The sequence below is a fragment of the Streptomyces sp. NPDC046303 genome (genome assembly GCF_055588085.1).
Genome location: NZ_JBVJFA010000024.1, coordinates 15,839 through 40,026 on the forward strand (window position 1 = coordinate 15,839; position 24,188 = coordinate 40,026).

Genomic DNA, 24,188 nt, shown 5'->3' on the forward strand with positions numbered 1-24,188 from the left:
GGGGGGCTCTCATGGGACTGTTCGGAAACGCGCACAGCATCGACTCGGCGTCGGCGCAGCGGGACTATGCGCGGCTGCTGGGGCAGGGCGAGCAAGTGCATGCGGCGTATCTGCTGATCCGGGACACGATCCTGTTGACCGACCGGCGGCTGGTGCTCATCGACAAGCAGGGGCTCACGGGGAAGAAGGTCGAGTACCACTCCGTGCCCTACCGGAGCATCACGCACTTCTCCGTGGAGACCGCCGGCCACTTCGATCTCGACGCCGAGCTCAAGATCTGGATATCCGGGAGCGCGGCGCCGATCGAGAAGACCTTCACCAAGGGTGTCGACATCTACCAGGTGCAGGCGATCCTCACGCAGTTCGTCGCCCGGTAGCCGGGCGGGCCGCGGTCCTCACAGGACGCGGGGCAGGCCGGTCACGGACATCACCAGGGAGTAGAGGGAGGTGGTGGCGGTGATGAAGAGGCGGTTGTTCTTCGGGCCGCCGAAGGCGATGTTCGAGACCGGTTCGGGTACGCGGACGCGGCCGATCAGGGTGCCGTCCGCGGCGTAGCAGTGGACGCCGGACTCCATCGCGGCGGCCCACAGGCGGCCCTCGTCGTCGAAGCGGATGTTGTCGACGGAGGGGCAGGCGGTGAAGACCCGGTCGCCGGTGAGGGTGCCGTCGTCGGTGACCTTGAAGGCGCGGATGTGGCCCGCGCGGGTGTCCGCGGCGTAGAGCTCGCTCTCGTCGGGGGAGAAGACGAGCCCGTTGGGGCCGAGGAAGCCGTCGGCGACCATGCGGACCTCGCCGGTCGCGGGGTCGGCCCGGTAGAGGTTGCAGGCGCCGATTTCGCCGGGTGCGCGATGGCCCTCGTAGTCGCTGGTGATGCCGAAGTCCGGGTCGGAGAACCAGACCGAGCCGTCCGAGCGGACCACCGCGTCGTTGGGGCTGTTGAGGCGCTTGCCGTCGAAGCGGTCGGCGATGACGGTGAGGCGGCCGTCGGGCTCGGTGCGGGTGACGCGGCGGTTGCCCTGCTCACACGTGATCAGCCGGCCTTCGCGGTCCAGGGTGTTGCCGTTGGAGTGGCCGGCCGGGGAGCGGAAGACGGAGACCGCGCCGGTCGCCTCGTCCCAGCGGAGCATGCGGTCGTTGGGGATGTCGCTCCACACCAGTTGTCGCCAGGCGGGCAGGTACAGCGGGCCTTCCGCCCAGCGGCAGTCGTCGTAGAGCCGCTCCAGGCGCTCGTCACCGTTGGCGCAGCGTCCGGTCTTGAAGCGTTCGTCCAGGATCTCGTACAAAGTGAGGTCGGCTATGCCGGACATGATTCCCCCTGATAGCGGATTGCCGAATACTGTTCGGCGTGATGGTGAGATTGCAGGATCAGGTACCGTCTTCGCAAGGGCCGACGGGTCCATGGGAGGAAGGTCGCGTGGACGACATCGACCGGGCGCTCGTCCTGCGCCTGCAGGAAGACGCCGGCCAGTCGTACGCCGCGCTCGGCGCGGCCGTGGGGCTCTCGGCGGGGGCGACCCACGAGCGGGTCCGCAAACTGCGCGAGCGCGGGGTGATCCGGCGGACCACCGTCGAGGTGGACCCGGTGGCCGTCGGCAGCGGGGTTTTCGCCTACGTGATGGTCGACTCCAACGCCTGGATGGGAGAGTCCGCCGCCGCGTTCGCGGCGATCCCCGAGATCCAGGAGGCGCACATCATCGCGGGCAGCGCGTCGGTGCTGGTCAAGGTGCGCACGGCCTCGACCGAGCAGTTGCAGGACGTCCTGCGGCGCCTGTACGCCATCGACGGGGTCAGCGGTACGCACGCCACCGTCGTCCTGGAGACCTTCTTCGAGCGGCCGCTCCCGCTGTGAGCTGGTGGTGCACCGGGATCCGGTGGCAGGACGGGCAGCCCGCCATCGGCTGGTACGGGGAGGGGCGCGGTGAGCGGGCGAGCCCGCTCGGCTACGGGCAGAGGCTGGCCTTCGTCGCCGAGGGGGAGCGGCGCTGCCTCGGGGTGCGACGGGCCGGGAAGCGGACGCCTTGCCCGACCGGCGCCACCGTGCCCGGCCGCGCCGGGAACGCGCAGTGTCCCGAATGTGCGCGGCTCGACCGGTCGTTCTCGGTGGCCGCCGACACCCATGCCGCCGATCCGCGCACCTACCGCGTCTACCTGGCGTGGTTCGGGCCCGGGATGGTCAAGGTCGGTATCACCGCCGAGGAGCGGGGCCGCGCCCGGCTGCTGGAGCAGGGGGCCGTGGCCTGGGCCTGGCTGGGGCGCGGGCCGCTGATGGCCGCCCGGCGCACCGAGGAGCTGCTGCGGGCGGCGCTCGGGGTGCCCGATCGGATCGCGTACGCCCGTAAGCGCGCCGTACGGGTCCACCTGCCGGCCGCGGCGGAACGGGCCCGGGAGGTCGCCGAGCTGCATGCACGGGCGGCCGCGCTGCCCGGCTGGCCGGACTCGCTGGAGCGGCTGGGGTGTGAAGTCGCCGACCATGCGGGGGTGTTCGGGCTGGAGGCGTTGCCCGATCCCGCCCGGGTGATCACCGAGATGGTGCCGGGCGGGGCGGTCGTGGGGCAGCTGGCGGGTGCGGCCGGTCCCGATCTGCACTTCGCTGACGGGCTGGTCGTGGACACCCGACTGCTGGCCGGGTGGGAGCTCGCCGCCCCGGTGGGCGGAGCCGCCGTGACCTCCGTGCCGGTGGTGGAGATCCCGCCTGCGGCGGTGCGGCCTCCGGCCGAGCAGGACGGACTGTTCTGAGGCGTACGGCCGTGGGCGGGCCCGGCCGCCGGCATGGTCAAAACTTGGATCCCTTTCGTCTGCCGGGGCGGATTCCGGTGGACACGCCGGGGTGCGCCGCACAGGGTGGTGGGCATGAGCATTCAGCCGGTACAGGCCTTCGAACCGCCTTATGTGATGGCGGTTTTCAGCAATATCCGCACCGATGACGACAGCGGCTACCCGCAGACACTCGCCCGGATGAACGAGATCGTCGCGGAGAACCCGGGCTTCCTCGGCTACGAGTCCGCGCGGAACCCGGGAGGCCTCGGGATCACCGTCGCCTACTTCCGCGACCACGAGTCGCTCGCGGTCTGGCGGGAGGACCTGGAACACCAGGCAGCCATGAAGCAGGGCCGCGAAGGCTGGTACGAGAGCTACACCCTGCACGTCGCGACCGTCGAGCGGAGCCACGGCTTTGTCCGCAACGGCTGAGGCGGTCCGCGCCTTCCGGGAGCGGCTCGGGCTGCCCGGACTGGTCGACGTACATACGCACTTCATGCCCGAGCGGGTCCTGGACAAGGTGTGGGACTACTTCGACGCGATCGGTCCGCTGACCGGGGTCGAGTGGCCGATCACCTACCGGCACGAGGAGGAGCAGCGCGTCGCGCTCCTGCGGGAGTTCGGGGTACGGGCCTTCACCGCCATGCTCTACCCGCACAAGCCGGCGATGGCGGCCTGGCTCAACTCCTGGTCCGCGGATTTCGCCGCCCGCACCCCCGACTGCCTGCACACGGCGACCTTCTTCCCGGAGGAGGGCGCGGCCGCGTACGTCCGCCAGGCCCTCGACGCCGGTGCCCGGGTCTTCAAGGCGCACCTCCAGGTCGGGGCCTACGACCCGAACGACGACCGGCTCGACCCCGTGTGGGGGCTGCTCGCCGAGGCGGGCGTCCCGACCGTGGTCCACTGCGGGTCCGGTCCGGCCCCGGGCAAGTACACCGGGCCCGACCCGATCGCCCGGCTGTTGGGCCGCCACCCCCGGCTGCCGTTGATCGTGGCCCACATGGGCATGCCCGAGTACGCCGACTTCCTGGACCTCGCCGACCGGTATTCCGAGGTGCGCCTCGACACGACCATGGCCTTCACCGACTTCTGCGAACGGATCAGCCCCTACCCGCCCGGGGACCGCGGGCGGCTCGCCGACCTCGGCGACCGGATCCTGCTCGGCACCGACTTCCCGAACATCCCCTACCCGTACGAACACCAGCTCGCCGCCCTCGAACGGCTCGGCCTGGGCGACGACTGGCTGCGGGCCGTCTGCCACGACAACGGCGCCCGGCTGTTCCGGCTCGACGGCCGGGCCTGATCCCGCCGCGGCGGGCTCCTCCGTTTCTCAGAAATTTCACAGGCAGGGACAAGAACGCTCTCAGAGGCGCCGGACAGCGTGAATGCATGACTGCGACGACCACCTCCCACGCGTCCACGTCCACCGGCAACCACACGGCCCTGGTGCGGCCCGACGGCGGGCCCTGCCGGGTTCTGGTCGTCGACGACGAGGCCTCGCTCTCCGAGCTGCTGTCCATGGCCCTGCGCTACGAGGGCTGCGAGGTCCGCAGCGCCGGTGACGGGGCCGGCGCGGTACGGGCGGCCCGGGAGTTCCGGCCCGACGTCGTGGTCCTCGACATCATGCTTCCCGACATGGACGGGCTCGCCGTCCTCGGCCAGCTGCGCCGGGAGCTGCCGCAGGTCCCCGTCCTCTTCCTGACCGCCAAGGACTCCGTGGAGGACCGCATCGCGGGCCTGACGGCGGGCGGCGACGACTACGTGACCAAGCCGTTCAGCCTGGAGGAGGTCGTGGCCCGGCTGCGCGGCCTGGTCCGGCGTTCGGGCGCGGCGCAGGCGGCGCGCGGCGGCTCCGCACTCGTCGTGGGAGACCTGCGGCTCGACGAGGACAGCCATGAGGTGGTCCGCGCCGGACGCGAGATCCACCTGACCGCCACCGAGTTCGAGCTGCTGCGCTACCTGATGCGCAACCCGCGCCGGGTGCTCAGCAAGGCGCAGATCCTGGACCGGGTGTGGTCGTACGACTTCGGCGGCCAGGCCAATGTCGTCGAGCTGTACATCTCCTACCTGCGGCGGAAGCTGGAGAGCGGGCCGGGCATGGCACCGCTGATCCACACCCGGCGCGGCGCCGGATACCTGATCAAGCCGGCCGAGTAGTGGCCTTCCGCGGCCAGCGGGGGCCGCGTGCCCGCCGGCCGTGGTCGCTGCGGCCCCGGATCGGCCAGTCGTGGTGGCTGCGGACCCGGATCGGCCGGCCGTGGTCGCTGCGGACCCGGCTCGTCGTTTCGGCGGTCGTGCTGATCGCCGTCGTGGGGACGGCCATCGGGGCCGTCACCACCCTCGCCCTGCGCTCCTACCTGGTCGACAAGCTCGACGAGCAGCTGCGCACCTCCGTCTCCATGGCCTCCCCGCCCCCCGGCCTGGGGAAGGCGATCAGGGAGGGCAAGTCCGTCCTCGGTCCCGGTACCCCGCTGGGTGCCGTCGGATTCCGGGTCGATTCCGACGGCAAGGTGTTCGGCGCCGACCGCGCAGTGCGCTTCGAGGATCCCGAGCGCGACCACCGCGAGCCCCTCACCGCGGCCCAGATCGCCGTCATGACCAAGACCGCCCGGGACGCGGCCGGGCCGGACCGGGCCGCGCCGGTCGACGTCACTCTTCCGGGGCTCGGGGCGTACCGGGTGCTGGCCGCGCGCGACGGAAGCGTCGTCCTCGGCTTCCCGCTGGGCGAGGTCGACTCCACCGTGAACACCCTGATCGCGGTGGAGGTCTGCGTCACCCTGGCGGGGCTGATCGCGGCCTCCCTCGCCGGGCAGGCCCTGGTCGGGGTCGCCCTGCGCCCGCTGCGCCGGGTCGCCGCCACCGCCACCCGCGTCTCCGAACTGCCCCTGCACAAGGGCGAACCGGCCCTCCACGAGCGGGTTCCGGACGCCGAGGCCGACCCCCGCACCGAAGTGGGCCAGGTCGGGGCCGCCCTCAACCGGATGCTGGGGCATGTCTCCGCCGCCCTCACGGCCCGGCAGCAGAGCGAGATGCGGGTCCGGCAGTTCGTCGCCGACGCCAGCCACGAACTGCGCACTCCCTTGGCCTCCATCCGCGGTTACGCCGAGCTGACCCGCCGGGGACGGGAGGAGCCGGGCCCCGACACCCGGCACGCTCTGGGCCGGATCGAGTCCGAGGCCACCCGGATGACCGGACTGGTCGAAGACCTGCTGCTGCTGGCCCGGCTCGACGCGGGCCGTCCGCTCGCCGCCGGCGACACCGACACGGACCTGGCTCCCCTCGTCGTCGACGCCGTCAGCGATGCCCGCGCCGCAGGCCCCGAGCACCACTGGCGGCTGCGCCTGCCGGACGAGCCCGCACCCGTCCGCGGCGACCCGGCCCGCATCCAGCAGGTGCTGGTCAACCTGCTCGCCAATGCCCGCACGCACACCCCGCCCGGCACCACCGTCACCGCCGATGTTTCACGTGAAACAACGGCGGTCCGGCTGCGGGTCGAGGACGACGGCCCGGGCATTCCGCCCGCCCTGCTGCCCCACGTCTTCGAGCGCTTCGCGCGCGGCGACGCCTCCCGCTCCCGGGCCGCGGGCTCCACCGGCCTCGGGCTCGCCATCGTCCAGGCCGTCGTCACCGCGCACGGCGGCCGGGTCGGCGTACGGAGCGAGCCCGGACGGACCTGCTTCGAGGTCCTGCTGCCACTCGCCCCCGGGCCGGCGTCCGGGGACGAGGACGAGAGCGCGGACGAGGACCAGGACAAGGACCAGGACAAGGACCAGGACAAGGACTCACAGACGGGGCACAGGCTCACCACACAGCGGTGACAGGCCGCCCGGCGAGTGTCGGAGCATGCGAACCGACACCTCTCCCGGGGCCCTTCCGGCACGGGCGCCCCTCGCCACCGCGCCCGGTGAGCCCGTCCTCGACGTGGTGATTCCGGTGTTCAACGAGGAGAAGGACCTCGGACCGTGCGTGCACAGGCTGCACGAGCACCTCACCCGTACGTTCCCCTACCCCTTCCGGATCACCGTCGCCGACAACGCGAGCACCGACCGCACCCCCGAGGTCGCGGGCGCGCTCGCCGCGACCCTGGACGGCGTACGCAGCACCCGGCTGGAGGAGAAGGGCCGGGGCAGGGCACTGCACACCGTCTGGTCCGGTTCCGACGCGCCGGTCCTCGCGTACATGGACGTGGACCTGTCCACCGACCTGAACGCCCTGCTGCCGCTGGTCGCCCCGCTGATCTCCGGCCACTCCGACCTCGCCATCGGCACCCGCCTCGCCCGCTCCTCCCGCGTGGTGCGCGGAGCGAAGCGGGAGTTCGTCTCCCGCGCCTACAACCTCCTCCTGCGCTCCTCCCTCGCCGCCCGCTTCAGCGATGCCCAGTGCGGGTTCAAGGCCATCCGGCGGGAGGTCGCCGAGCGGCTGCTGCCGCTGGTGGAGGACTCCGGCTGGTTCTTCGACACCGAGCTGCTCGTCCTCGCGGAGCGGGCCGGGCTGCGGATCCACGAGGTGCCGGTGGACTGGGTCGACGACCCCGACTCCACCGTCCACCTCGTCAAGACGGCGGCCGAGGACCTCAAGGGCGTCTGGCGGGTGGGCCGCGCCCTGGCCGTCGGCGCGCTCCCGCTGGACCGGCTCGCCCGCCCCTTCGGCGACGACCCGCGCGACCGCACGGCCCTGCCCGGGGTGGAGGGCGGGCTGGCCCGCCAGCTCCTCGGCTTCTGCGCGGTCGGAGCCCTGTCGACCCTGCTGTACCTGGCGCTGTACTCCGCTTTCCGCGCCGGGACGGGCCCGCAGATCGCCAACGGCGCCGCCCTGCTGCTGTCCGCCGTCGCCAACACCGCCGCCAACCGCCGGCTCACCTTCGGTGTGCGCGGCCGGGACCGGGCCGTGCGCCACCAGGCCCAGGGACTGGTGGTGTTCGCCATCGGACTGGCCCTGACCAGCGGCTCCCTCGCCGCCCTCGGCGCGGCCGCCGCCCATCCCGCGCACAGCACCGAACTGGCCGTACTGATCACCGCCAACCTCGCCGCCACCGTGCTGAGGTTCCTGCTCTTCCGCGCCTGGGTCTTCCCCGACCGGCGCGGCTCCCAGTCCCCTACGCCCAAGGACACCCGATGACCACGGCAGTACTTCCGCTCTTCCCGGCCGCCGAGGCCCGGGCCCGCACCAGCCGGCCCGGCTGGGAACGGCCCGCGGTCGCCGGGCTCCTGATCGCCACGGCCCTGCTGCTGCTGTGGGACCTGGGCTCCTCCGGCTACGCCAACTCCTTCTACTCCGCCGCCGTACAGGCGGGCAGCGAGAGCTGGAAGGCCTTCTTCTTCGGCTCCTCGGACGCCGGGAACTCCATCACCGTCGACAAGCCCCCGGCCGCCCTGTGGCCGATGATGCTGTCAGTCCGGCTGTTCGGGCTCGGCTCCTGGCAGATCCTCGTCCCGCAGGCACTGATGGGCGTCGCGACGACCGCCGTGCTGTACGCCGCCGTACGGCGCCAGTTCGGGCCGGGGGCCGCGCTGCTGAGTGGCGCCGCGTTCGCGCTGACACCCGTCGCCGCGCTCATGTTCCGCTTCAACAACCCGGACGCGCTGCTGACCCTGCTGCTCACCGCCACCGTGTACTGCGTGCTGCGCGCGCTGGACGGGGCGCGCACGAAGTGGCTGGTCTGGGCCGGAGTCGCAGTCGGTTTCGCCTTCCTCACCAAGACCCTCCAGGCCTTCGTCATCCTGCCGCCACTCGCCGTGCTGTACGCGGTTTGCGCGCCCATCGCGCTGCGCAGGCGCCTGGGCCAGCTGCTGCTGGCCGGGCTCGCGATGGTGGTGGCCGGCGGCTGGTGGGTGGCCGTCGTGGAGCTGTGGCCCGCCTCCTCCCGCCCGTACATCGGCGGATCGCAGAACAACTCCTTCCTGGAACTGACCCTCGGCTACAACGGGCTGGGCCGGATCAACGGCAATGAGACGGGCAGCGTCGGCGGAGGGGGACGAGCCGGTGGCGGAGGTGGCGGCTGGGGCGAGACGGGCATCGACCGGCTGTTCTCCTCCCCTATCGGTGGTCAGATCTCCTGGCTGATGCCCGCGGCCCTGGTGCTGCTGGTGGCCGGGCTGGTCGTCACCTGGCGGGCCCGCCGGGCCACGGACTCGCTGGAGGGGATGGCCCGGGCGGCGTTCCTGGCCTGGGGCGGTTCGCTGTTGATCACCGCGCTCGTCTTCAGCTACATGCGGGGCATCTTCCACGAGTACTACACCGTGGCGCTGGCGCCGTCCGTGGCCGCGCTGATCGGCATGGGGGTCGCCGTGCTGTGGGAGGAGCGGGGCAGCCGGGCCGCGCTCCTCACCCTGTCCGGCACCCTCGCCCTGACCGCCGTCTGGTCGTACGAGCTGCTCGGCCGCGCCACCGGCTATCTGCCGTGGCTGCGCTGGGCGGTGCTGGTGGGCGGTCTGCTCGCCGCGGCCGCGCTGCCGTTCGCCGCACGCGCCGGACGCGCTGCACGGGCCGGGCGCGCCGGGCGCCGGGTGCTGCCGGCCATCGCGGCGCTGGCGCTGGGCGCGGCACTGGCGGGACCGCTCGCGTACTGCCTGACCACGGTGAGCACCGGGCACACCGGCTCCATCGTGACGGCCGGCCCCGCGGTGGCGGGTGGCCGGGGCGGTCCCGGCGGCATGATGCGGGGCGCGGGCGGGCCCGGCGACCTGCCTCCGGGCGGCCCCGGTGGAACCGGCCAGGGCGGCGGCCCGCAGGGCGGCGCCGCCCCGCCGCAGGGCGGAATGCCGGGGGGCCAGGCGCCCCAGGCGGGCCAGGCAGGCCAGGACGGTGCCGCGCGGGACGGTGCCGCGCAGGATGGCGCCGCGGGCGGTCAGGACGGGCGGGTCCTCGAGCGCGTCGGTGGCGGCCAGGGCGGGCCGGGCGGCCTGCTGGGCGGCACCCGGGTCAGTGCCGAGGCCAAGGCGGCCGTGAGCGCCGGCGCCGACCGGTACACGTGGGCGGCGGCCGCCATCGGCTCGCAGAACGCGGCGAGTTACCAGCTGGCCACCGGCGCGCCGGTGATGCCGATCGGCGGCTTCAACGGGAGCGACCCGTCGCCCACCCTGGAGCAGTTCCGGCAGTACGTGCGGGACGGGAAGATCCACTGGTTCATCGGCCAGGGAAGTACCGGCGGCGGCGCCGACGGCCGCGCCACCGGTGAGGCCCGCGGAGGCATGCTCCAGGGCGGGGGAGGTCCGGGCGGAGCCACCGGCACCGCCATCGAGACCTGGGTGAAGGCCACGTTCAAGGCCACGACGGTCGGCGGAGCCACCTTCTACGACCTGACGGCTTCCCGGTCCTGATCCAGCGCCCGCTGCGGCGAACCCCCTAGCATCAAGAGGGCGGACCGGGCATTCCGGGCTGATCCACCTGGCGTGAGGAGGGTGCCTCCATGGTGACCGCGGCCGGTTCCGGTGATCCGATGCCAGTCGAGAGCAGTGTGTGGCTGACCGCCAGGGCCGCCGCACCCGCCAGACGCCGCAGCGAGGCGCCCTCCGGGCTCGACCGGGAGCGGATCACCGCCGCCACCGTGCGGCTGCTCGACTCCGACGGGCTGGCCCGGTTCTCGATGAGGCGGCTCGCCGCCGGACTCGGGGTCACCGCGATGTCCCTGTACTGGTACGTGGACACCCGGCACGATCTGCTCGAACTCGCCCTGGACAGCGCCCTGGGAGAGCTGGCCCTGTCGGCCGGGCCCCCGCCGGAGGGCTGGCACGGCCGGCTGCGGGCGCTGGCCCGGGGCTACCGCCGGCTGCTGGCGGACCACCCCTGGGTGGTCCCGCTCACCGCCGCCTATCCGAACATCGGCCCGCACGCCCGGGCCTTCGACGCCGCCCTCCAGCGGCTGTTGGACGCCACGGGTCTCGCGGACCCCGCCCGGACCGGCGCCCACCTGGCCGTCTCGCAGTTCCTGCACGGCTGCGGGGGTGCGGCCCGGCGGGCGCCCGAGGGCGATTTCTGCCTCGCGCTCGACGTCCTGATCGCCGGCATCGAGGCCAAGGCCAAGGCCGCGGCCGCGTCCACGGCTACGACTACGGCCACGGCGTAGGCCCGCAGGGTCAGGCCTTGGCCGCTGCCTCCGCCGGGGCGGCGGCCTTCTCCACGGAAGCGCCCACCGGGGTGTGGGCCGCGGGCTTCGACTTCAGTACGACTTCCTTGATGAACAGGCAGAGCAGCAGCGCGAGCAGCGCGGTGGGCGCCGCGTAGAGGAAGACGTCGCCCACGCCGTGCCCGTACGCCGACTCGATGACCGTACGGACCGGGGCCGGCAGCTTGTCGAGGTCCGGGAAGGCGCCGCCGCCCGTGCCGCCGTGGCCGAGCGCCGCGGCCTGGGGACCGAGCGCGGCCAGGCCGTCCTTCACGTACCCGGTGACCTGGTGCGCCATGAGCGCGCCGAGCGCCGAGACGCCCATGGCGCCGCCGAGCGAGCGGAAGAAGGTGACGACCGAGCTGGCCGCTCCCAGGTCCTCGGGGGCCACCTGGTTCTGGGTGGCGAGGACCAGGTTCTGCATCATCATGCCGAGGCCGAGGCCGGTCAGCGCCATGTACACCGCGATCTGCCAGTACGGGGTGTCGTACCGCAGGGTGCCGAGCAGGCCGAGACCGGCGGTCAGCAGGACGCCGCCGACGACGATCCAGGCCTTCCACCGACCGGTCTTGGTGATCACCTGACCGGAAACGGTGGAGGAGACGAAGAGCCCGCCGATCATCGGAATCGTGAGGATTCCGGACATCGTGGGGGACTCCCCGCGGGCCAGCTGGAAGAACTGGCTGAAAAAGACGGTGCCCGAGAACATCGCGATGCCCACGAACAGCGAGGCCGCCGAGGCGAGTGTGATGGTCTTGTTGCGGAACAGCCGCAGCGGGATGATCGGGTCGCTCGCCCGGGACTCCACCAGGACGAAGAGCAGGCCGAGCGCCACCGCGCCGCCGGTCATCGCCCAGGTCTGCCAGGAGATCCACGCGTAGGAGCCGCCGGCCTGCGTGACCCAGATCAGCAGCAGCGAGACGGCTCCGCTGATCAGGAAGGCGCCCAGCCAGTCGACCTTGACCTCGCGGCGCACGACGGGCAGGTGCAGGGTGCGCTGGAGCACGATCAGCGCGATGATCGCGAAGGGCACGCCGACGTAGAAGCACCAGCGCCAGCCCAGCCACTCGGTGTCGGTGATGACCCCGCCCAGCAGCGGACCGCCGACGGTGGCGACGGCGAACACCGCGCCGAGGTAGCCGCTGTACCGGCCGCGCTCGCGCGGGGAGATCATCGCGGCCATCACGATCTGCGCGAGGGCGGACAGGCCGCCGACGCCGATGCCCTGGACCACGCGGCACGCGATGAGCGTGCCGGTGTTCTGGGACATGCCCGCGACCACGGAGCCCAGGACGTAGATCACGAGGGAGATCTGGACCAGCAGCTTCTTGCTGAAGAGGTCCGAGAGCTTGCCCCACAGCGGGGTGGCCGCGGTCATCGACAGCAGGGCCGCGGTGACCACCCAGGTGTACGAGGACTGCGTGCCGCCGAGGTCGCTGATGATCTGGGGCAGGGCGTTCGAGACGATCGTGGAGGACAGGATCGCCACGAACATGCCGAGCATCAGCCCGGACAGGGCCTTCATGATCTGCGGGTGCGTCATGGCCGGGGTCTGGGACGGGGGCGGGTGGGGGGTCGTCGTCTCCGACTGGACCATGTCTTTCCTTTGTCTAGAAGCTCGATCGGAGTCGGGCCAGCAGGGTGTTGAGGGCGTCGACGTCCTCGGGCGACCATGCGGCCAGTGCTCTTTCCAGCGCGGCCGTGTAGCGCGAGCCGAGCTCGGCGAGGAGCGTCCGGCCGGCGGGGGTGAGCCGCAGGATCCGGCAGCGGCCGTCTCCCGGGTCGGCCTCGCGCTCGATCCAGCCGCGTTCGGCTACGTGGGTCACGTGCCGGCTGGTCACCGAGATGTCCACGGCCATGAGTTCGGCCAGTCGGCTCAGCCGCATCTCGCCGTGCCGGTCGAGCACGGTGAGGACGGCGGCGGTGCCGGGCGGGCAGTCCGGGGGCAGGATGCGGGCGAGGTCGCGTTTGACCGCGCCGATTCCGCTGAGCTGGCGGGCCAGCTCCTCGTACCGCGTGGTCTTTGCCGTCTGCGTGCTCACCCGGACCGCCCCCCATCTTGTTGCTTGGGGCAACCATAGAACCGGATGGTTGCTACAGGCAAACGAATCCGGGGAGTGGGGCGGTAAAAGAATCGGAAAACCGGCTAGGGTCCTGCTCCATGGCTGCGAACCACAACTCACAGGGCCCCGAGGGCAACTACGACCCCGCGGGCAGCACCCAGATGTTCCGGGCGTTCGTCGAGGAGGCCGCACCGGCCCGCCAGACGCCCACGCGTCGCCAGCGCCGCGAGGAGGAGCAGCAGGCTGCCGGCTCGAAGAAGGGCCTCTGGCTGGGGCTGGCCGTCGCGCTGGTGCTCGTGATCGGCGCGGCCGCCTGGCTCGCTCTGCGCTGAGTCCGGCGCCGATGCGTGCGCCGATACGTGCGCCGATACGTGCGCCGATGCGTGCGCCGATACGTGCGCCGATGCGTGCGCCGATACGTGCGCGATTCCTGCGCAGATGCGGGCGCGCCCTCCTGCACCGGCTCCGCCCACCGGCGCCCGCACCCGCGGGTCCCGGCCGGGGGCCTCAGCTCCAGGTGGCCGTGACCTGGCGGGTCTCCACGTGCATGCCCAGCGGCACCCGCCACGCCTCCACGCACACCGCGTAGCTCTGCGTCTTCGCGGCCCCGCCCGCGATGGGCGCGGGCAGCGGCTGGGTGGTGGTGATCGTGGCCCAGTCGATGCCGAGGGCGCCGATGATGTGCGTCGCGAAACTGACCGTGCCCGAACGCGCGGTGGTGGTCCCGGTGTTGGTGAAGGTGACGGTCACCTGCTCGCACCAGCGGTCGGCCGCGGCCGTTCTGACCGGGGTGGACAGCGTCAGCTTCGCCGCCGTGGCCGGCGGCGCCGGGGGCGTGGTGCCGGGCTTGGCGGACGGGCTCGACGGAGTGCCGGGGCCTCCGGGGCCGGGGCTGCCGGGACTTCCAGGTGTGCCGGTTCCGCCGGGGCTGCCGGGTGTGCCGGGTGCGGTGGTGGTCGGGCCGGCTCCGGGTGAGGTGCCCGGGGCGTGTGCGGAGCCGCCGGGTCCGGTGGTCGTGCCTCCGGTCCGGGCGGAGCCGCCGGGTGTCCCGGACCCGGGCGTACTGGCCGACGTACTCGACGACACGGAGGAGCCGCCCGCCGCGGACGGGCCGCCGAGCGGCTGGAACTCGACCCTGTCCTGAGGCGCCACGTTCTCCCCCGCGCCCCGCTCGGGGCCGGGGGCCGCGGCGCCCACGGCGACGTAGCCGTCCCGTGCCGGGCCGCCGCAGCCGGTGAGGCCGGCGGCGGCCGTGCAGCACAGGGCGAGGAGGACGGCCGCGCGGGATCCCTTTCGCATCGCGCCAGTTTTGCTGACGCTGCGTCAATTGGGAAGCCCGCGGGCCTCTGTCACTCGCCGATCAGGCCTGCGCGCAGTTGCGCGAGGGTGCGGGTGAGCAGCCGGGAGACGTGCATCTGGGAGATGCCGACCTCCTCGCCGATCTGCGACTGCGTCATGTTCGCGAAGAACCGCAGCATGATGATCTGCCGTTCACGGGCGGGGAGTTTGGCGAGCAGCGGCTTGAGCGACTCGCGGTACTCGACGCCCTCGAGCGCGGTGTCCTCGTAGCCGAGCCGGTCCGCGAGCGAGCCCTCGCCGCCCTCGTCCTCGGGGGAGGGCGAGTCGAGCGAGGAGGCGGTGTAGGCGTTGCCCACGGCGAGGCCGTCGACGACGTCCTCCTCCGAGACGCCCAGGACGGCGGCGAGCTCGGGGACGGTCGGCGAGCGGTCCAGCTTCTGGGCGAGCTCGTCGCTGGCCTTGGTCAGCGCCAGGCGCAGCTCCTGGAGGCGCCGCGGGACGCGGACGGACCAGGAGGTGTCCCTAAAGAATCGTTTGATCTCGCCCACGACGGTCGGCATCGCGAACGTCGGGAACTCCACGCCGCGTTCGCAGTCGAACCGGTCGATCGCCTTGATCAGGCCGATCGTGCCGACCTGGACGATGTCCTCCATCGGCTCGTTGCGGCTGCGGAAGCGCGCGGCGGCGTACCGGACCAGGGGCAGGTTCAGCTCGATCAGGGTGTCGCGTACGTACGCCCGGTCGGGGCTGTCCGCGTCCAGGGCGGCGAGGCGCTGGAAGAGGGAGCGGGAGAGGGTGCGGGTGTCGATGGCTTCCGAGCGGTCGGACACTGCCGGTGCTGTCGGCGCCGCGCTCTTGACGAGCGTGAGCACCTTGGAGCTGCCCTGGTCTACGGACATGCCACCCCCTTGAGGTCGCGGACGGTCGCGTACGGCGCGCCCGTCGGAGGAACGCAGCCTCCACCTGAATACCGGAGGCGGGGCTGCGGCAAACGCGGTTCAAGCAGAATGTCACATGTCGGCAACGCGCTGTAGCGCCAAGTCGACATATATCTCCAGCGACAGACGAGGTCAGAGGGCGATCAGCCCGTTCTGTCGGGAAACATGTGAATGATCTCCACTCGTTCCGGTTACGCCTCGATCCTGTTTGCGGATCTCAGTCGGGCGAAGCTCCGGGCGAGGAGTCGGGAGACGTGCATCTGGGAGACGCCGAGCTCGGCGCTGATCTGCGATTGCGTCAGATTGTTGTAGTACCGCAGCAGCAGGATCCTTTGCTCACGCTCGGGCAGCTGTACGAGCAGGTGGCGGACCAGGTCGCGGTGTTCGACCCCGGCCAGCTCCGGATCCTCGTAACCGAGGCGGTCGAGGAGGCCGGGCATGCCGTCGCCTTCCTGGGCGGCCTCGAGCGAGGTTGCGTGATAACTCCGTCCGGCCTCGATGCAGGAGAGGACCTCGTCCTCGGTGATGCGCAGCCGCTCGGCGATCTCTGCGGTGGTCGGGGTGCGGCCGTGGAGGGTCGTGAGGTCCTCGGTGGCCGCGTTGACCTGCACCCACAGCTCGTGGAGGCGGCGGGGCACGTGGACGGTGCGGACGTTGTCGCGGAAGTAGCGCTTGATCTCGCCCACGACGGTGGGCATCGCGAAGGTCGGGAACTGCACGCCGCGGTCCGGGTCGAACCGGTCGATGGCGTTGATCAGCCCGATGGTGCCGACCTGGACCACGTCCTCCATCGGCTCGTTGCGGCTGCGGAAGCGGGCGGCCGCGTAACGGACGAGCGGGAGGTTGGCCTCGATGAGGGCCCCGCGCACCCGGTTGTGCTCGCTGGTGCCCGGCTGGAGCCCTTTCAGCTGCCCGAAGAGGACCTGGGTCAGGGCCCGGGTGTCCGCGCCCCGGCTGGGCGGTCTCGGGGGCGCGGGCGGGGCCGCGGCCGGGGGCTCCTCGGGGGCGGGGTCGCGGCGCGGTTCCTGCCCCGGCTCCTGCCCCGGCTCGTGTCCCGGCTGCTGCCCCGGCTCCCGCCGGGGTTCCTGCCGGATCTCCTGCCGGGGTTCCTGTCGCGGTCCCTGCCGGGGCTCCTGCTGGAGCGGTACGGGAGATTCCTGCTGCGGGTCCTGCTGGAGCGGTACCGGAGAGTCCTGCTGCGGGTCCTGCTGGGGTGGCACCTGAGGCGCTGTACTGGCCGGCACGGTCACGCCACCCCTTCAATCAACTCATCCGTCAAAAGCGGTCATAGCATCACAAGAGATGTGCACTGTGTGCAAGCACCGTATATCACCGTGTTGAGGGCAAGTTGGGCATAGTGGGGCATTGCGCCGAGTGGTGGGTATGCAAAAAGCCCCCCACCCGTCGGAGTGGGGGGCCGGGAAATCCGGAAGCCGGTTCAGCGTACGGGCTCAGCGCACCAGTTCGGTCATGAACTCGCCGATACCGGAGGCTGCATCCGATATGCCCTGGAAACCTATTCCCACCATCTCGGCCGCACGTTTGGGCTGGGTGATGATCACGAAGAGTACGAAGATGGTGAGGGCGCCCGTGATGAGCTTCTTGGTGTCCATGAGCGGTGACGGCCTCCCCAACCGGTCCTTGCAAAGTCGGGTGAGTCTAACCGGTCGGGTATGGACACTCACCTGTCCTTTAGGGACCAATGACCCGGCCCTCCAGGCCCTTTGCCGGTGTGCCGGCGGTTGCGGGAAGCGCAGGATGGGTGTGAGCCCACCGGTTCTGGCAGGAAATCGGTGGGTGAGGGACAGGACCTCACTGCGGGGTCCGCGCCGCGAGCTTCCCCCTGACGCGGCTCGGGCCGGCAGGTTCCGTCCTCATCGGGGGAAGCGGCTTGTCCCCCCGATGCCGCTTCCCCCGTCCACACGTCGAAGGTCCCGGCTCCGGTCGGGGCCTTCTTCGTGTGTGCCGCTACTGGATGGCGCCGGCCAGGTCGACCAGGGGCTGCACGGGGGCGATGACGGGCGCCAGCTGGTTCGGCAGCTCCGTCAGCTGGTTGAGCTGGTTCGCGCCTTCGCTGACCTTCCCGCCGATCTCCTGGACGGAGGCGGGCTGGGCCCCCGCGGGCATGCCCGGGGCGGCAGTCGGGAGGTCCGGGAGGGTGAGGGGGGCCAGGGGCGCGGCGGAGGCGGCGGGTGCGGCGAGGCCCGCGGCGGCCCCCGCGAGGGCGAAGGCGGCGAGCATGCGCTGGGTCTTGGTCATGCCGTGACAACGGCCGAGGGGGCGGGCGGTCACGCGGGGGTCATCCGGAGAGACGCGTCGAGGCGCGGGACGCGCGGCATGTGACGTGCGTGAAGTGACGCGCATGACGTACGTGACGCGACGTGCGGGTGGAACGCCGAGAGCCCCGACCCTTGCGGGGCGGGGCTCTCGATCGGAGCGGTAGTGGAGGGATTTGAACCCCCGATGGGTTGCCCCATACTCGCTTTCGAGGCGAGCTCCTTCGGCCACTCGGACACACTACCGAGATGGATCCTAGCCTAAGGAGCCTCATTCACCGAAATCGGAATCCGCCGGGCCGGTGAGCCGGTCAGCGCGCAGGTCGGCGGGGCGGTTGCGAGGCGGTTGCGGGCCGGTCTGCGGGCCGGTCTGCGGGGCGGGGCAGCCGCCGGTCCGGTCACAGGTCGCGGAAGAAGTCCGTCAGCTGCCGTGCGCACTCCTCGGCGAGGACGCCGCGGATCACCTCGGGCCGGTGGTTGAGCCGGCGGTCCCGTACGAGGTCCCAGAGCGAGCCGGCCGCGCCCGCCTTCTCGTCGTCCGCGCCGTAGACGACCCGGGCGACGCGCGACTGCACGAGCGCGCCCGCGCACATCACGCACGGCTCCAGGGTCACCACGAGGGTGCACCCGGGCAGACGCCATTCCCCGAGTGCGGCCGCGGCCCGGCGCAGCGCCAGCACCTCGGCGTGCGCCGTGGGGTCGCCGGCCGCCTCGCGCTCGTTGTACCCGGTGGCCAGGACCGAGCCGTCGGGGCCGAGCACGACGGCGCCGACCGGCACGTCGCCGGCCGGCACCGCCCGCGCGGCCTCCTGGAGCGCCAGGCGCATGGAGTCCCGCCACGGGTCCCGTACGGGATCCGGAGTGTGCGCGTCCTGCATGTGGATCACTAGCGGACGGCCTCCAGGACCTCGGTGGCGCCGAGGGACTCGGCGATCTCCGAGAGGGCGTCCCCGTCGAGGGTCATCAGCTGCTTGTGGGTCACGCCGAGGTCGTCCAGCAACTGGGGGTCGCCGAGCGGGCCGGCCGGTACCGGCTCCGCGCCGGTGCCTCCCGGTTCGTCCTCGTCGTCTGTCTCGTCGGTGAAGGCGGTGAGGGGTTCCTCCTCGCCGTCCTCGGTGCCGTCCAGGTCCAGTTCGTCGAGTTCGTCGTCCTCCTCGTCGCTGCCCAGCAGCTCTTTGGTCAGCATCGAGCCGTAGGAGCTGCGGGCGGCCGCGGAGGCGTTCGACACGAAGTACCGCGGGTCCTCCTCGCCGTCCACGCGGACGACGCCGAACCAGGCGTCCTCCTGCTCGATGAGGGCGACCACCGTGTCGTCGTCGACAGCGGCGGACCGGGCGAGATCGATCAGATCACTGAGGGACTCGACGTCGTCGAGTTCCATGTCGCTCGCTTCCCACCCGTCTTCGGTGCGCGCGAGCAGTGCGGCGAAATACACCGTGACTCTCCCACTGGTCTTAGGCGTGCCGGTTGGAGGTCCCCCCGGCCGGAGGTTGGGGTCGAACGGCTGTGGTGCCCGCCGTACTGCCCCGCCCAATCGGCATCGTGGCAGAAACGGCGGCATTGCGAGAGGTCTTCCGCGCTTGCGTCGTCCCGTGCCGTGCGCCGTGCGGCCCGTGCGGGGGGCGTGGGGCGGCGGTGCCGTACGGGTCCGGGGCCTCGGCCGGCCCCGGTCGAGGCGTCCCTGCCCGTCGGGCGCGCCCCGCCGTGTCGGCGGCGGCGGTCACCAGCGGAACGTGCGCATGCGCATCTGCTGGCGCATGCGCGCGGCGCGGGCGCGGCGGGGCTGGACGCGGTCGCGCAGGGCCCGCGCCTCCATGAGGTCGCGCAGGAACTGCGCGCGGCGTGCTCGGCGCTGCGCCGCGGTCTCCGGCTCGTCGTCGCTCGGCTGCGTGTCGGGCATCGGCCACCACCCAGGCTGGTCGGTCGTTCCCCCTGCACCCACCTTCCCCCGGAAGGGCCGTTTGATGCCACCCCTTCGCAGGTCAGAAGGTCGGACGGCGCCGCCGGGGTCAGGCGGCGGCGGCCGCGTCGTCGGAGAGCGCCGGGACCACGGCCACGGGGCCGTGGGCGTGCTGCAGCACCGCGTTCGCCACCGAGCCGATCAGCAGGGACATGGCCGTGCGCCGCGGATGGTGGCGGCCCACCACGACCAGCTCCGCCGACCGCGAGGCCATGACCAGCCGGCCCGCCGCGTCCCCGGGCACGGCGGCCTGCTCGACCGGCACGCCGGGGTAGCGGGCGCGGAAGGGCGCCAGCCGCGCCGTCTGGGACCGCAGCATCTCCCGCTCGGCCGGTACGGCGTCCCCGTCGTCCGCCAGGCCCTCCGGCGGGATCACCACGAAGGGCGCGTCGATGACCATGGTCGGGGCGGGCGGTACGGCGTACGCGGACACCACCTGGACGGTGGTCCCCCGCACGGACGCTTCCGCGAACGCGAAGGCCAGTACGTCGTCCGGGGTCTCCGCGGCGTGCAGCCCGAGCACCACCTTCCCGGCGGACTGCTCCGCCGAGGCGTCCGCCACGTTCCGTTCCGCGTGCGGGACCACGACCACCGGGCAGGGCGCGGTCGTGGCGACGGCGCGGCTGTTCGAGCCGAGGAGCAGGGTGGCGAAGCCGCCGCGCCCGCGGGAGCCCATGACGAGCATCAGGGCTTCCGCGCCGATCACCCGCAGGGCCTCGGGGACGGAGCCCTCCAGCGATGCGTACCGGACCCCTTCCGGCAGGTCGGGTCCGCCGCCCAGCAGGGCCCGGATGCGCTCGCTCACCGGGTCGGCGAACTCCTCCGGCTGCGAGGCGTCGTGCAGTGCGGCCCGGCGTCCCGCGTACAACTGGGCGTGGTCGGGCAGTACATGGGCGATCAGCAGTCCCGTACCGTGCCGCAGGGCGGCGGCCCTGGCCCAGTCCAGGGCCTTGAGGCTGTGCTCGGACCCGTCGACGGCGGCGATCACCGGTGCGTTGCTCATCAGTCCAGCCTGGTGGGCTCGCGCGCGGGTCGCATCCCCAGACGGACGCGCGCGGGCCCGCGCACCGCGTAGCCTTTTGGGTGCAGGTCGCGTCTCGCGGCCGTTTTTGCAGGTCGCAGGCCGAGTTTTGGAGGATGTTGTGCGTTTGCAGGTCGTCGATCACCCCTTGGTGGCGCACAAACTCACCACCCTGCGCGACAAGCGCACCGACTCCGCCACGTTCCGGCGGCTCGCCGACGAGCTGGTGACCCTGCTCGCGTACGAGGCCACCCGGGACGTGCGCACCGAGCAGGCCGACATCGAGACCCCGGTCGCCCCGACCACCGGCGTGAAGCTCTCGCACCCGCGCCCGCTGGTCGTGCCGATCCTGCGGGCCGGCCTCGGCATGCTCGACGGCATGGTGCGGCTCCTGCCGACCGCCGAGGTGGGCTTCCTGGGCATGGTCCGCAACGAGGAGACCCTGGAGGCCTCCACGTACGCGACGCGCATGCCGGAGGACCTCTCCGGGCGGCAGGTCTACGTCGTCGACCCGATGCTGGCCACCGGCGGCACGCTCGTCGCGGCGATCCGGGAGCTGATCAAGCGCGGCGCCGACGACGTCACCGCCGTGGTGCTGCTGGCCGCGCCCGAGGGCGTCGAGATCATGGAGCGCGAGCTGGCGGGCACGCCGGTGACCGTGGTGACGGCGGCGGTGGACGAGCGGCTCAACGAGCACGGCTACATCGTTCCGGGCCTGGGCGACGCGGGCGACCGCATGTACGGCTCGGCCGAGTAGCAGCCGCCCCCCCGGCACCCGATCAGCGCATCGGGCGCACCGGGTGCATCGGGTGCATCGGGCGCATCAGCACTTCGCGGAGGGCGCGGGCGCGGGGTTGGCCAGTACGGCCAGCGCCTTGGCCGCGTCCTCCGGCGTGTTCAGCTCCTTGAAGGCGTCGCCCAGGATCAGGTCGATCTCCGCGGTCTCGCGGGCGTCGGTCTGCTGGGTGACGCCGGCGAGCTGGGTGCCCAGCACGCTGAAGGCGGCCTTGTCGGTGGTGGGCGAGCCCAGCAGTATCCCGGTGCCGGGGACCTTCTTGTCGAAGTCGGCGGGGGCGTTGCCCACGTCGCCGACGGTAAAGCCGCGTTTGCGGAGCTCGTCGCCGACGGCCTTGGCGAGTCCGGCGCGCGGGGTCGCGTTGTAGACGTTGACGGTGATGTCGGCGGGCTTGGGCAGCACGACCGCCGGTTTCGGGGAGGCGGCCGAGGCGGCTTCGGGGCCGCCCTTGACGGCGGCGTCGGCCGCCTTCGTCGGACAGTCCCTGGCGCCCGCGGCCGTGTTCCGCTTCGGGCTGTCGCCCTGGAACACGTCGATGAGCTGCAGGGCTCCGTAGCCGAGCAGGGCCAGTGCGAGGACCGAGCCGAGCACGGCGAAGACGATCCGACGGCGGCTCCGCTTACGGCTCATACGGGGGTAGGCGGCTCCCGTGACGCGGTACTTTCCGCCCATGCCGGGGGGAGTGAGCATGCTCATGGGCGCAGCGTAGTGCCGCCCGGTGGCGATGCCTACTAAATGATCTGCTGATAGGTCAATGGTGACCCGAAAGGCGCAATCCACGCGAAGCGCCGACGGGCCGATGGGCCGACGCGCCGAAGCCCCTGGCCGGGGGGTGGTCAGGGGCTCGCGCCCGGAGGCCGGGCGTGGTCGTGCGGGCCGGTGTCGGCTCAGTCCATCTCGAGGACGCGGGCGTGCAGCACCTGGCGCTGCTGCAGGGCCGCGCGCACGGCGCGGTGCAGCCCGTCCTCCAGGTAGAGGTCGCCCCGCCACTTGACGACGTGCGCGAAGAGGTCGCCGTAGAAGGTGGAGTCCTCGGCGAGCAGCGTCTCGAGGTCGAGCTGCCCCTTGGTCGTCACCAGCTGGTCGAGCCGGACCGGGCGCGGCGCGACGTCCGCCCACTGGCGGGTGCTTTCCCGGCCGTGGTCGGGGTACGGCTTTCCGTTACCGATGCGCTTGAAGATCACACGGAAAGCCTACCGGCCCCGGCCCTGCGAGCGCAGCCTCGCCGCGTTGGTGCAAAAGTGGCGAAGGGCGCCAATTCGGGAGTGATGCATGAGCGAGAGCACCGACCCCGCCGCCATGGCGGAGCAGACGGGCCCGGCCGACAAGATCGCTGCCGGATACGCCTTCACCGGACCGGCGCTCGACCTGGGGGCCCTGCTCTGGGACGGCAGCTGCCTGCCCGGCCACCAGATCCGCATCCCGCTGCCGATGCTCAACCGGCACGGGCTGGTCGCGGGCGCCACCGGCACCGGCAAGACCAAGACGCTCCAGCTCATCGCCGAGCAGCTGTCGGCCAGCGGAGTCCCGGTCTTCCTCGCGGACGTCAAGGGCGACGTCTCGGGGATCTCGGCGCCGGGCGCGCCGAACGAGAAGGTCGCGGTACGGGCGAAGGACGTGGCCCAGCAGTGGGAGGCCACCGGATACCCGTGCGAGTTCTACTCGCTCGGCGGTATCGGCCCCGGGATCCCGGTCCGGTCGACCGTCACCGGCTTCGGCCCGGTCCTGCTGTCGAAGGTGCTCCGGCTCAACCAGACGCAGGAGCAGTCCCTCGGCCTGATCTTCCACTACGCCGACACCAAGGGCCTGGAGCTGATCGACCTCAAGGACCTGCGCGCGGTCGTCGCGTTCCTCGTCTCCGACCAGGGAAAGCCGGAGCTCAAGGGCATCGGCGGGCTGTCCACGGTGACGGCCGGGGTGATCCTGCGGGCGCTGACCGCCTTCGAGCAGCAGGGGGCAGCGGAGTTCTTCGGCGAGCCGGAGTTCGACACCAGCGAGCTCCTGCGGACGGCCGCGGACGGGCGCGGCACGGTCTCCGTACTGGAGCTCGCGGCGGTCCAGGACAAGCCGCAGCTCTTCTCCACCTTCCTGATGTGGCTGCTGGCCGACCTGTTCCACGACCTGCCGGAGGTGGGCGATCTGGAGCAGCCGAAGCTCGTCTTCTTCTTCGACGAGGCGCACCTGCTCTTCAACGGCGCGTCGAAGGCGTTCCTCGACTCCGTCACCCAGACGGTGCGCCTCATCCGCTCCAAGGGCGTGGGCGTCTTCTTCGTGACGCAGACGCCCAAGGACGTGCCGGGGGACGTGCTCGCCCAGCTCGGCAACCGCGTGCAGCACGCGCTGCGCGCCTTCACCCCCGACGACGCGAAGGCGCTGAAGGCGACGGTGAGGACCTTCCCGCACTCCGACTACGACCTGGAGGAGCTGCTCACGCAGCTGGGGACCGGCGAGGCGGTGGTCACCGTACTGAGCGAGAACGGCGCGCCGACGCCGGTGGCGGCGACCAGGCTGCGGGCCCCGCAGTCGCTGATGGGGCCGATCGAGCCGGCGGCCCTGGACCAGGCGGTGAAGTCCTCGCTGCTGTGGTCGCGGTACGCGGAGCCGGTCGACCGGGAGTCGGCGTACGAGAAGATCAGCGCCGAGCAGGCCGCCGCGGAGGCCGAGGCGGAGGCGGCAGCGGCAGCCGCCGAGGCGCAGAAGCAGGCCGAGAAGGCGGAGAAGGCCGAGAAGCAGGCCGAGAAGGCGGAGAAGGGGGCGGCGCGGACCGGGCGCGGCGCTCCCGAGCCGGACCCCTCGCTGGCCGAGCAGGTGCTGGGCAGCGGGCTGTTCCGCTCGCTGGCCCGGTCGATCGGGACCCAGCTGGGCCGGGAGATCTCGCGCTCGGTCTTCGGAACGGCCCGCAGGCGGCGATGAGCCGCGAAAACGGTGTCGCCCGGCCCCCGTTCCAGGCGGAACCCAGCCCACCGGGTGACCG

Annotated in this window: 27 protein-coding genes and 1 tRNA gene; 13 read left to right on the top strand and 15 right to left on the bottom strand. The window is 72.3% G+C overall.

The window, feature by feature from the left end; genetic code table 11:
• Window positions 1–11: 11 nt before the first annotated feature.
• Window positions 12–377 carry a PH domain-containing protein gene (locus tag ACZ6I1_RS23935; protein WP_469290315.1) on the top strand — a complete coding sequence of 122 codons (366 nt, stop codon included), beginning with the start codon at window positions 12–14 and terminating at the stop codon, window positions 375–377.
• 18 nt (window positions 378–395) lie between these two features.
• On the opposite strand, the gene ACZ6I1_RS23940 is transcribed toward ACZ6I1_RS23935, so the two are convergent.
• Entirely contained in the window at window positions 396–1,307 is a 912-nt protein-coding gene (locus tag ACZ6I1_RS23940; RefSeq protein WP_469290317.1) for an SMP-30/gluconolactonase/LRE family protein, read from the bottom strand.
• Window positions 1,308–1,414: 107 nt separating this feature from the next.
• Here ACZ6I1_RS23940 and ACZ6I1_RS23945 point away from each other — a divergent pair, with 107 nt between their 5' ends.
• The 9 genes from ACZ6I1_RS23945 (at window position 1,415) to ACZ6I1_RS23985 (ending at window position 10,822) form a co-directional block, all read left to right on the top strand.
• Window positions 1,415–1,849 carry an Lrp/AsnC family transcriptional regulator gene (locus ACZ6I1_RS23945; protein WP_469290319.1) on the top strand — a complete coding sequence of 145 codons (435 nt, stop codon included), beginning with the start codon at window positions 1,415–1,417 and terminating at the stop codon, window positions 1,847–1,849.
• Window positions 1,846–2,736 (top strand): DUF2797 domain-containing protein, encoded by an 891-nt coding sequence (locus tag ACZ6I1_RS23950; RefSeq protein WP_469290322.1) that lies wholly within the window; start codon window positions 1,846–1,848, stop codon window positions 2,734–2,736. Before ACZ6I1_RS23945 ends, ACZ6I1_RS23950 begins: the two co-directional genes overlap by 4 nt.
• Before the next feature lie 114 nt (window positions 2,737–2,850).
• A complete protein-coding gene (locus ACZ6I1_RS23955) occupies window positions 2,851–3,189 on the top strand; it encodes an antibiotic biosynthesis monooxygenase family protein (protein ID WP_469290323.1) in 339 nt (112 codons plus the stop codon).
• Complete coding sequence (locus ACZ6I1_RS23960; protein ID WP_469290325.1) at window positions 3,173–4,060, top strand: amidohydrolase family protein; 888 nt, start codon at window positions 3,173–3,175, stop codon at window positions 4,058–4,060. The genes ACZ6I1_RS23955 and ACZ6I1_RS23960 overlap by 17 nt, the downstream gene beginning before the upstream one ends.
• An 86-nt stretch (window positions 4,061–4,146) precedes the next feature.
• Window positions 4,147–4,914 (top strand): response regulator transcription factor, encoded by a 768-nt coding sequence (locus ACZ6I1_RS23965; RefSeq protein WP_469290327.1) that lies wholly within the window; start codon window positions 4,147–4,149, stop codon window positions 4,912–4,914.
• Between the two features lie 89 nt (window positions 4,915–5,003).
• The gene (locus ACZ6I1_RS23970) at window positions 5,004–6,575 is read left to right on the top strand and encodes a sensor histidine kinase (protein ID WP_469290461.1); all 1,572 of its coding nucleotides are present in this window, start codon (window positions 5,004–5,006) and stop codon (window positions 6,573–6,575) included.
• Window positions 6,576–6,600: 25 nt separating this feature from the next.
• Window positions 6,601–7,875 (top strand): bifunctional glycosyltransferase family 2/GtrA family protein, encoded by a 1,275-nt coding sequence (locus ACZ6I1_RS23975; protein WP_469290329.1) that lies wholly within the window; start codon window positions 6,601–6,603, stop codon window positions 7,873–7,875.
• A complete protein-coding gene (locus tag ACZ6I1_RS23980; protein WP_469290331.1) occupies window positions 7,872–10,076 on the top strand; it encodes a glycosyltransferase family 39 protein in 2,205 nt (734 codons plus the stop codon). Before ACZ6I1_RS23975 ends, ACZ6I1_RS23980 begins: the two co-directional genes overlap by 4 nt.
• A 119-nt stretch (window positions 10,077–10,195) precedes the next feature.
• The gene (locus ACZ6I1_RS23985; RefSeq protein WP_469290333.1) at window positions 10,196–10,822 is read left to right on the top strand and encodes a TetR/AcrR family transcriptional regulator; all 627 of its coding nucleotides are present in this window, start codon (window positions 10,196–10,198) and stop codon (window positions 10,820–10,822) included.
• Between the two features lie 10 nt (window positions 10,823–10,832).
• Here the strand turns inward: ACZ6I1_RS23985 and ACZ6I1_RS23990 are convergent, their stop codons facing one another.
• Complete coding sequence (locus tag ACZ6I1_RS23990) at window positions 10,833–12,458, bottom strand: MDR family MFS transporter (RefSeq protein ID WP_469290336.1); 1,626 nt, start codon at window positions 12,456–12,458, stop codon at window positions 10,833–10,835.
• Between the two features lie 13 nt (window positions 12,459–12,471).
• Entirely contained in the window at window positions 12,472–12,903 is a 432-nt protein-coding gene (locus ACZ6I1_RS23995) for a MarR family winged helix-turn-helix transcriptional regulator (RefSeq protein WP_469290338.1), read from the bottom strand.
• A 119-nt stretch (window positions 12,904–13,022) separates the two neighbouring features.
• Between ACZ6I1_RS23995 and ACZ6I1_RS24000 the strand changes: the two genes are divergently transcribed.
• On the top strand, window positions 13,023–13,256 hold the full coding sequence (locus ACZ6I1_RS24000; protein WP_469290340.1) for a hypothetical protein: 234 nt from the start codon (window positions 13,023–13,025) through the stop codon (window positions 13,254–13,256).
• Window positions 13,257–13,431: 175 nt separating this feature from the next.
• Here the strand turns inward: ACZ6I1_RS24000 and ACZ6I1_RS24005 are convergent, their stop codons facing one another.
• The 10 genes from ACZ6I1_RS24005 to ACZ6I1_RS24050 form a co-directional block, all read right to left on the bottom strand.
• Window positions 13,432–14,223, bottom strand: coding sequence for a hypothetical protein (locus ACZ6I1_RS24005; protein WP_469290343.1), 792 nt, complete (start codon window positions 14,221–14,223; stop codon window positions 13,432–13,434).
• A 50-nt stretch (window positions 14,224–14,273) separates the two neighbouring features.
• Window positions 14,274–15,122 (bottom strand): RNA polymerase sigma factor SigF, encoded by an 849-nt coding sequence (locus tag ACZ6I1_RS24010; RefSeq protein WP_469290344.1) that lies wholly within the window; start codon window positions 15,120–15,122, stop codon window positions 14,274–14,276.
• A 230-nt stretch (window positions 15,123–15,352) separates the two neighbouring features.
• A complete protein-coding gene (locus ACZ6I1_RS24015) occupies window positions 15,353–16,381 on the bottom strand; it encodes an RNA polymerase sigma factor SigF (RefSeq protein ID WP_469290346.1) in 1,029 nt (342 codons plus the stop codon).
• A gap of 231 nt (window positions 16,382–16,612) precedes the next feature.
• Window positions 16,613–16,774: a hypothetical protein gene (locus ACZ6I1_RS24020; protein ID WP_167739582.1), complete on the bottom strand. Its 162-nt coding sequence runs from the start codon at window positions 16,772–16,774 to the stop codon at window positions 16,613–16,615.
• Between the two features lie 355 nt (window positions 16,775–17,129).
• Window positions 17,130–17,420, bottom strand: a complete 291-nt coding sequence (locus ACZ6I1_RS24025; protein WP_469290348.1) for a hypothetical protein — start codon at window positions 17,418–17,420, stop codon at window positions 17,130–17,132.
• A gap of 178 nt (window positions 17,421–17,598) precedes the next feature.
• Window positions 17,599–17,683 (bottom strand) — tRNA-Ser (locus ACZ6I1_RS24030).
• Between the two features lie 152 nt (window positions 17,684–17,835).
• A complete protein-coding gene (tadA, locus tag ACZ6I1_RS24035) occupies window positions 17,836–18,315 on the bottom strand; it encodes a tRNA adenosine(34) deaminase TadA (RefSeq protein ID WP_469290463.1) in 480 nt (159 codons plus the stop codon).
• An 8-nt stretch (window positions 18,316–18,323) separates the two neighbouring features.
• Window positions 18,324–18,872: a tRNA adenosine deaminase-associated protein gene (locus tag ACZ6I1_RS24040; protein WP_384216864.1), complete on the bottom strand. Its 549-nt coding sequence runs from the start codon at window positions 18,870–18,872 to the stop codon at window positions 18,324–18,326.
• A 285-nt stretch (window positions 18,873–19,157) separates the two neighbouring features.
• Window positions 19,158–19,337, bottom strand: a complete 180-nt coding sequence (locus ACZ6I1_RS24045) for a hypothetical protein (protein ID WP_469290350.1) — start codon at window positions 19,335–19,337, stop codon at window positions 19,158–19,160.
• Window positions 19,338–19,446: 109 nt separating this feature from the next.
• Window positions 19,447–20,400 carry a universal stress protein gene (locus ACZ6I1_RS24050; protein ID WP_469290352.1) on the bottom strand — a complete coding sequence of 318 codons (954 nt, stop codon included), beginning with the start codon at window positions 20,398–20,400 and terminating at the stop codon, window positions 19,447–19,449.
• A 139-nt stretch (window positions 20,401–20,539) separates the two neighbouring features.
• Between ACZ6I1_RS24050 and upp the strand changes: the two genes are divergently transcribed.
• A complete protein-coding gene (gene upp, locus ACZ6I1_RS24055) occupies window positions 20,540–21,175 on the top strand; it encodes a uracil phosphoribosyltransferase (RefSeq protein ID WP_328926482.1) in 636 nt (211 codons plus the stop codon).
• Window positions 21,176–21,241: 66 nt separating this feature from the next.
• On the opposite strand, the gene ACZ6I1_RS24060 is transcribed toward upp, so the two are convergent.
• Window positions 21,242–21,886 carry a LytR C-terminal domain-containing protein gene (locus ACZ6I1_RS24060; protein WP_469290465.1) on the bottom strand — a complete coding sequence of 215 codons (645 nt, stop codon included), beginning with the start codon at window positions 21,884–21,886 and terminating at the stop codon, window positions 21,242–21,244.
• A 215-nt stretch (window positions 21,887–22,101) separates the two neighbouring features.
• Complete coding sequence (locus ACZ6I1_RS24065) at window positions 22,102–22,398, bottom strand: type II toxin-antitoxin system VapB family antitoxin (protein ID WP_017240525.1); 297 nt, start codon at window positions 22,396–22,398, stop codon at window positions 22,102–22,104.
• An 88-nt stretch (window positions 22,399–22,486) separates the two neighbouring features.
• Here ACZ6I1_RS24065 and ACZ6I1_RS24070 point away from each other — a divergent pair, with 88 nt between their 5' ends.
• Entirely contained in the window at window positions 22,487–24,127 is a 1,641-nt protein-coding gene (locus ACZ6I1_RS24070) for a helicase HerA-like domain-containing protein (protein ID WP_469290355.1), read from the top strand.
• Window positions 24,128–24,188 lie beyond the last annotated feature (61 nt).

Excerpts from the sequence above, each read along its gene's own strand:
- ACZ6I1_RS24025 (WP_469290348.1), bottom strand. The coding sequence starts at position 17,420 with ATGACCAAGACCCAGCGCATGCTCGCCGCCTTCGCCCTCGCGGGGGCC.
- ACZ6I1_RS24045 (WP_469290350.1), bottom strand. The coding sequence starts at position 19,337 with ATGCCCGACACGCAGCCGAGCGACGACGAGCCGGAGACCGCGGCGCAG.
- ACZ6I1_RS23965 (WP_469290327.1), top strand. The coding sequence starts at position 4,147 with ATGACTGCGACGACCACCTCCCACGCGTCCACGTCCACCGGCAACCAC.
- tadA (WP_469290463.1), bottom strand. The coding sequence starts at position 18,315 with ATGCAGGACGCGCACACTCCGGATCCCGTACGGGACCCGTGGCGGGAC.
- ACZ6I1_RS24070 (WP_469290355.1), top strand. The coding sequence starts at position 22,487 with ATGAGCGAGAGCACCGACCCCGCCGCCATGGCGGAGCAGACGGGCCCG.
- ACZ6I1_RS23980 (WP_469290331.1), top strand. The coding sequence starts at position 7,872 with ATGACCACGGCAGTACTTCCGCTCTTCCCGGCCGCCGAGGCCCGGGCC.
- ACZ6I1_RS23955 (WP_469290323.1), top strand. The coding sequence starts at position 2,851 with ATGAGCATTCAGCCGGTACAGGCCTTCGAACCGCCTTATGTGATGGCG.
- ACZ6I1_RS23985 (WP_469290333.1), top strand. The coding sequence starts at position 10,196 with ATGCCAGTCGAGAGCAGTGTGTGGCTGACCGCCAGGGCCGCCGCACCC.
- ACZ6I1_RS24050 (WP_469290352.1), bottom strand. The coding sequence starts at position 20,400 with ATGAGCAACGCACCGGTGATCGCCGCCGTCGACGGGTCCGAGCACAGC.
- ACZ6I1_RS24060 (WP_469290465.1), bottom strand. The coding sequence starts at position 21,886 with ATGGGCGGAAAGTACCGCGTCACGGGAGCCGCCTACCCCCGTATGAGC.
- ACZ6I1_RS24000 (WP_469290340.1), top strand. The coding sequence starts at position 13,023 with ATGGCTGCGAACCACAACTCACAGGGCCCCGAGGGCAACTACGACCCC.
- ACZ6I1_RS23990 (WP_469290336.1), bottom strand. The coding sequence starts at position 12,458 with ATGGTCCAGTCGGAGACGACGACCCCCCACCCGCCCCCGTCCCAGACC.
- ACZ6I1_RS23975 (WP_469290329.1), top strand. The coding sequence starts at position 6,601 with ATGCGAACCGACACCTCTCCCGGGGCCCTTCCGGCACGGGCGCCCCTC.
- ACZ6I1_RS23940 (WP_469290317.1), bottom strand. The coding sequence starts at position 1,307 with ATGTCCGGCATAGCCGACCTCACTTTGTACGAGATCCTGGACGAACGC.
- ACZ6I1_RS23935 (WP_469290315.1), top strand. The coding sequence starts at position 12 with ATGGGACTGTTCGGAAACGCGCACAGCATCGACTCGGCGTCGGCGCAG.
- ACZ6I1_RS24010 (WP_469290344.1), bottom strand. The coding sequence starts at position 15,122 with ATGTCCGTAGACCAGGGCAGCTCCAAGGTGCTCACGCTCGTCAAGAGC.
- ACZ6I1_RS24020 (WP_167739582.1), bottom strand. The coding sequence starts at position 16,774 with ATGGACACCAAGAAGCTCATCACGGGCGCCCTCACCATCTTCGTACTC.
- ACZ6I1_RS24005 (WP_469290343.1), bottom strand. The coding sequence starts at position 14,223 with ATGCGAAAGGGATCCCGCGCGGCCGTCCTCCTCGCCCTGTGCTGCACG.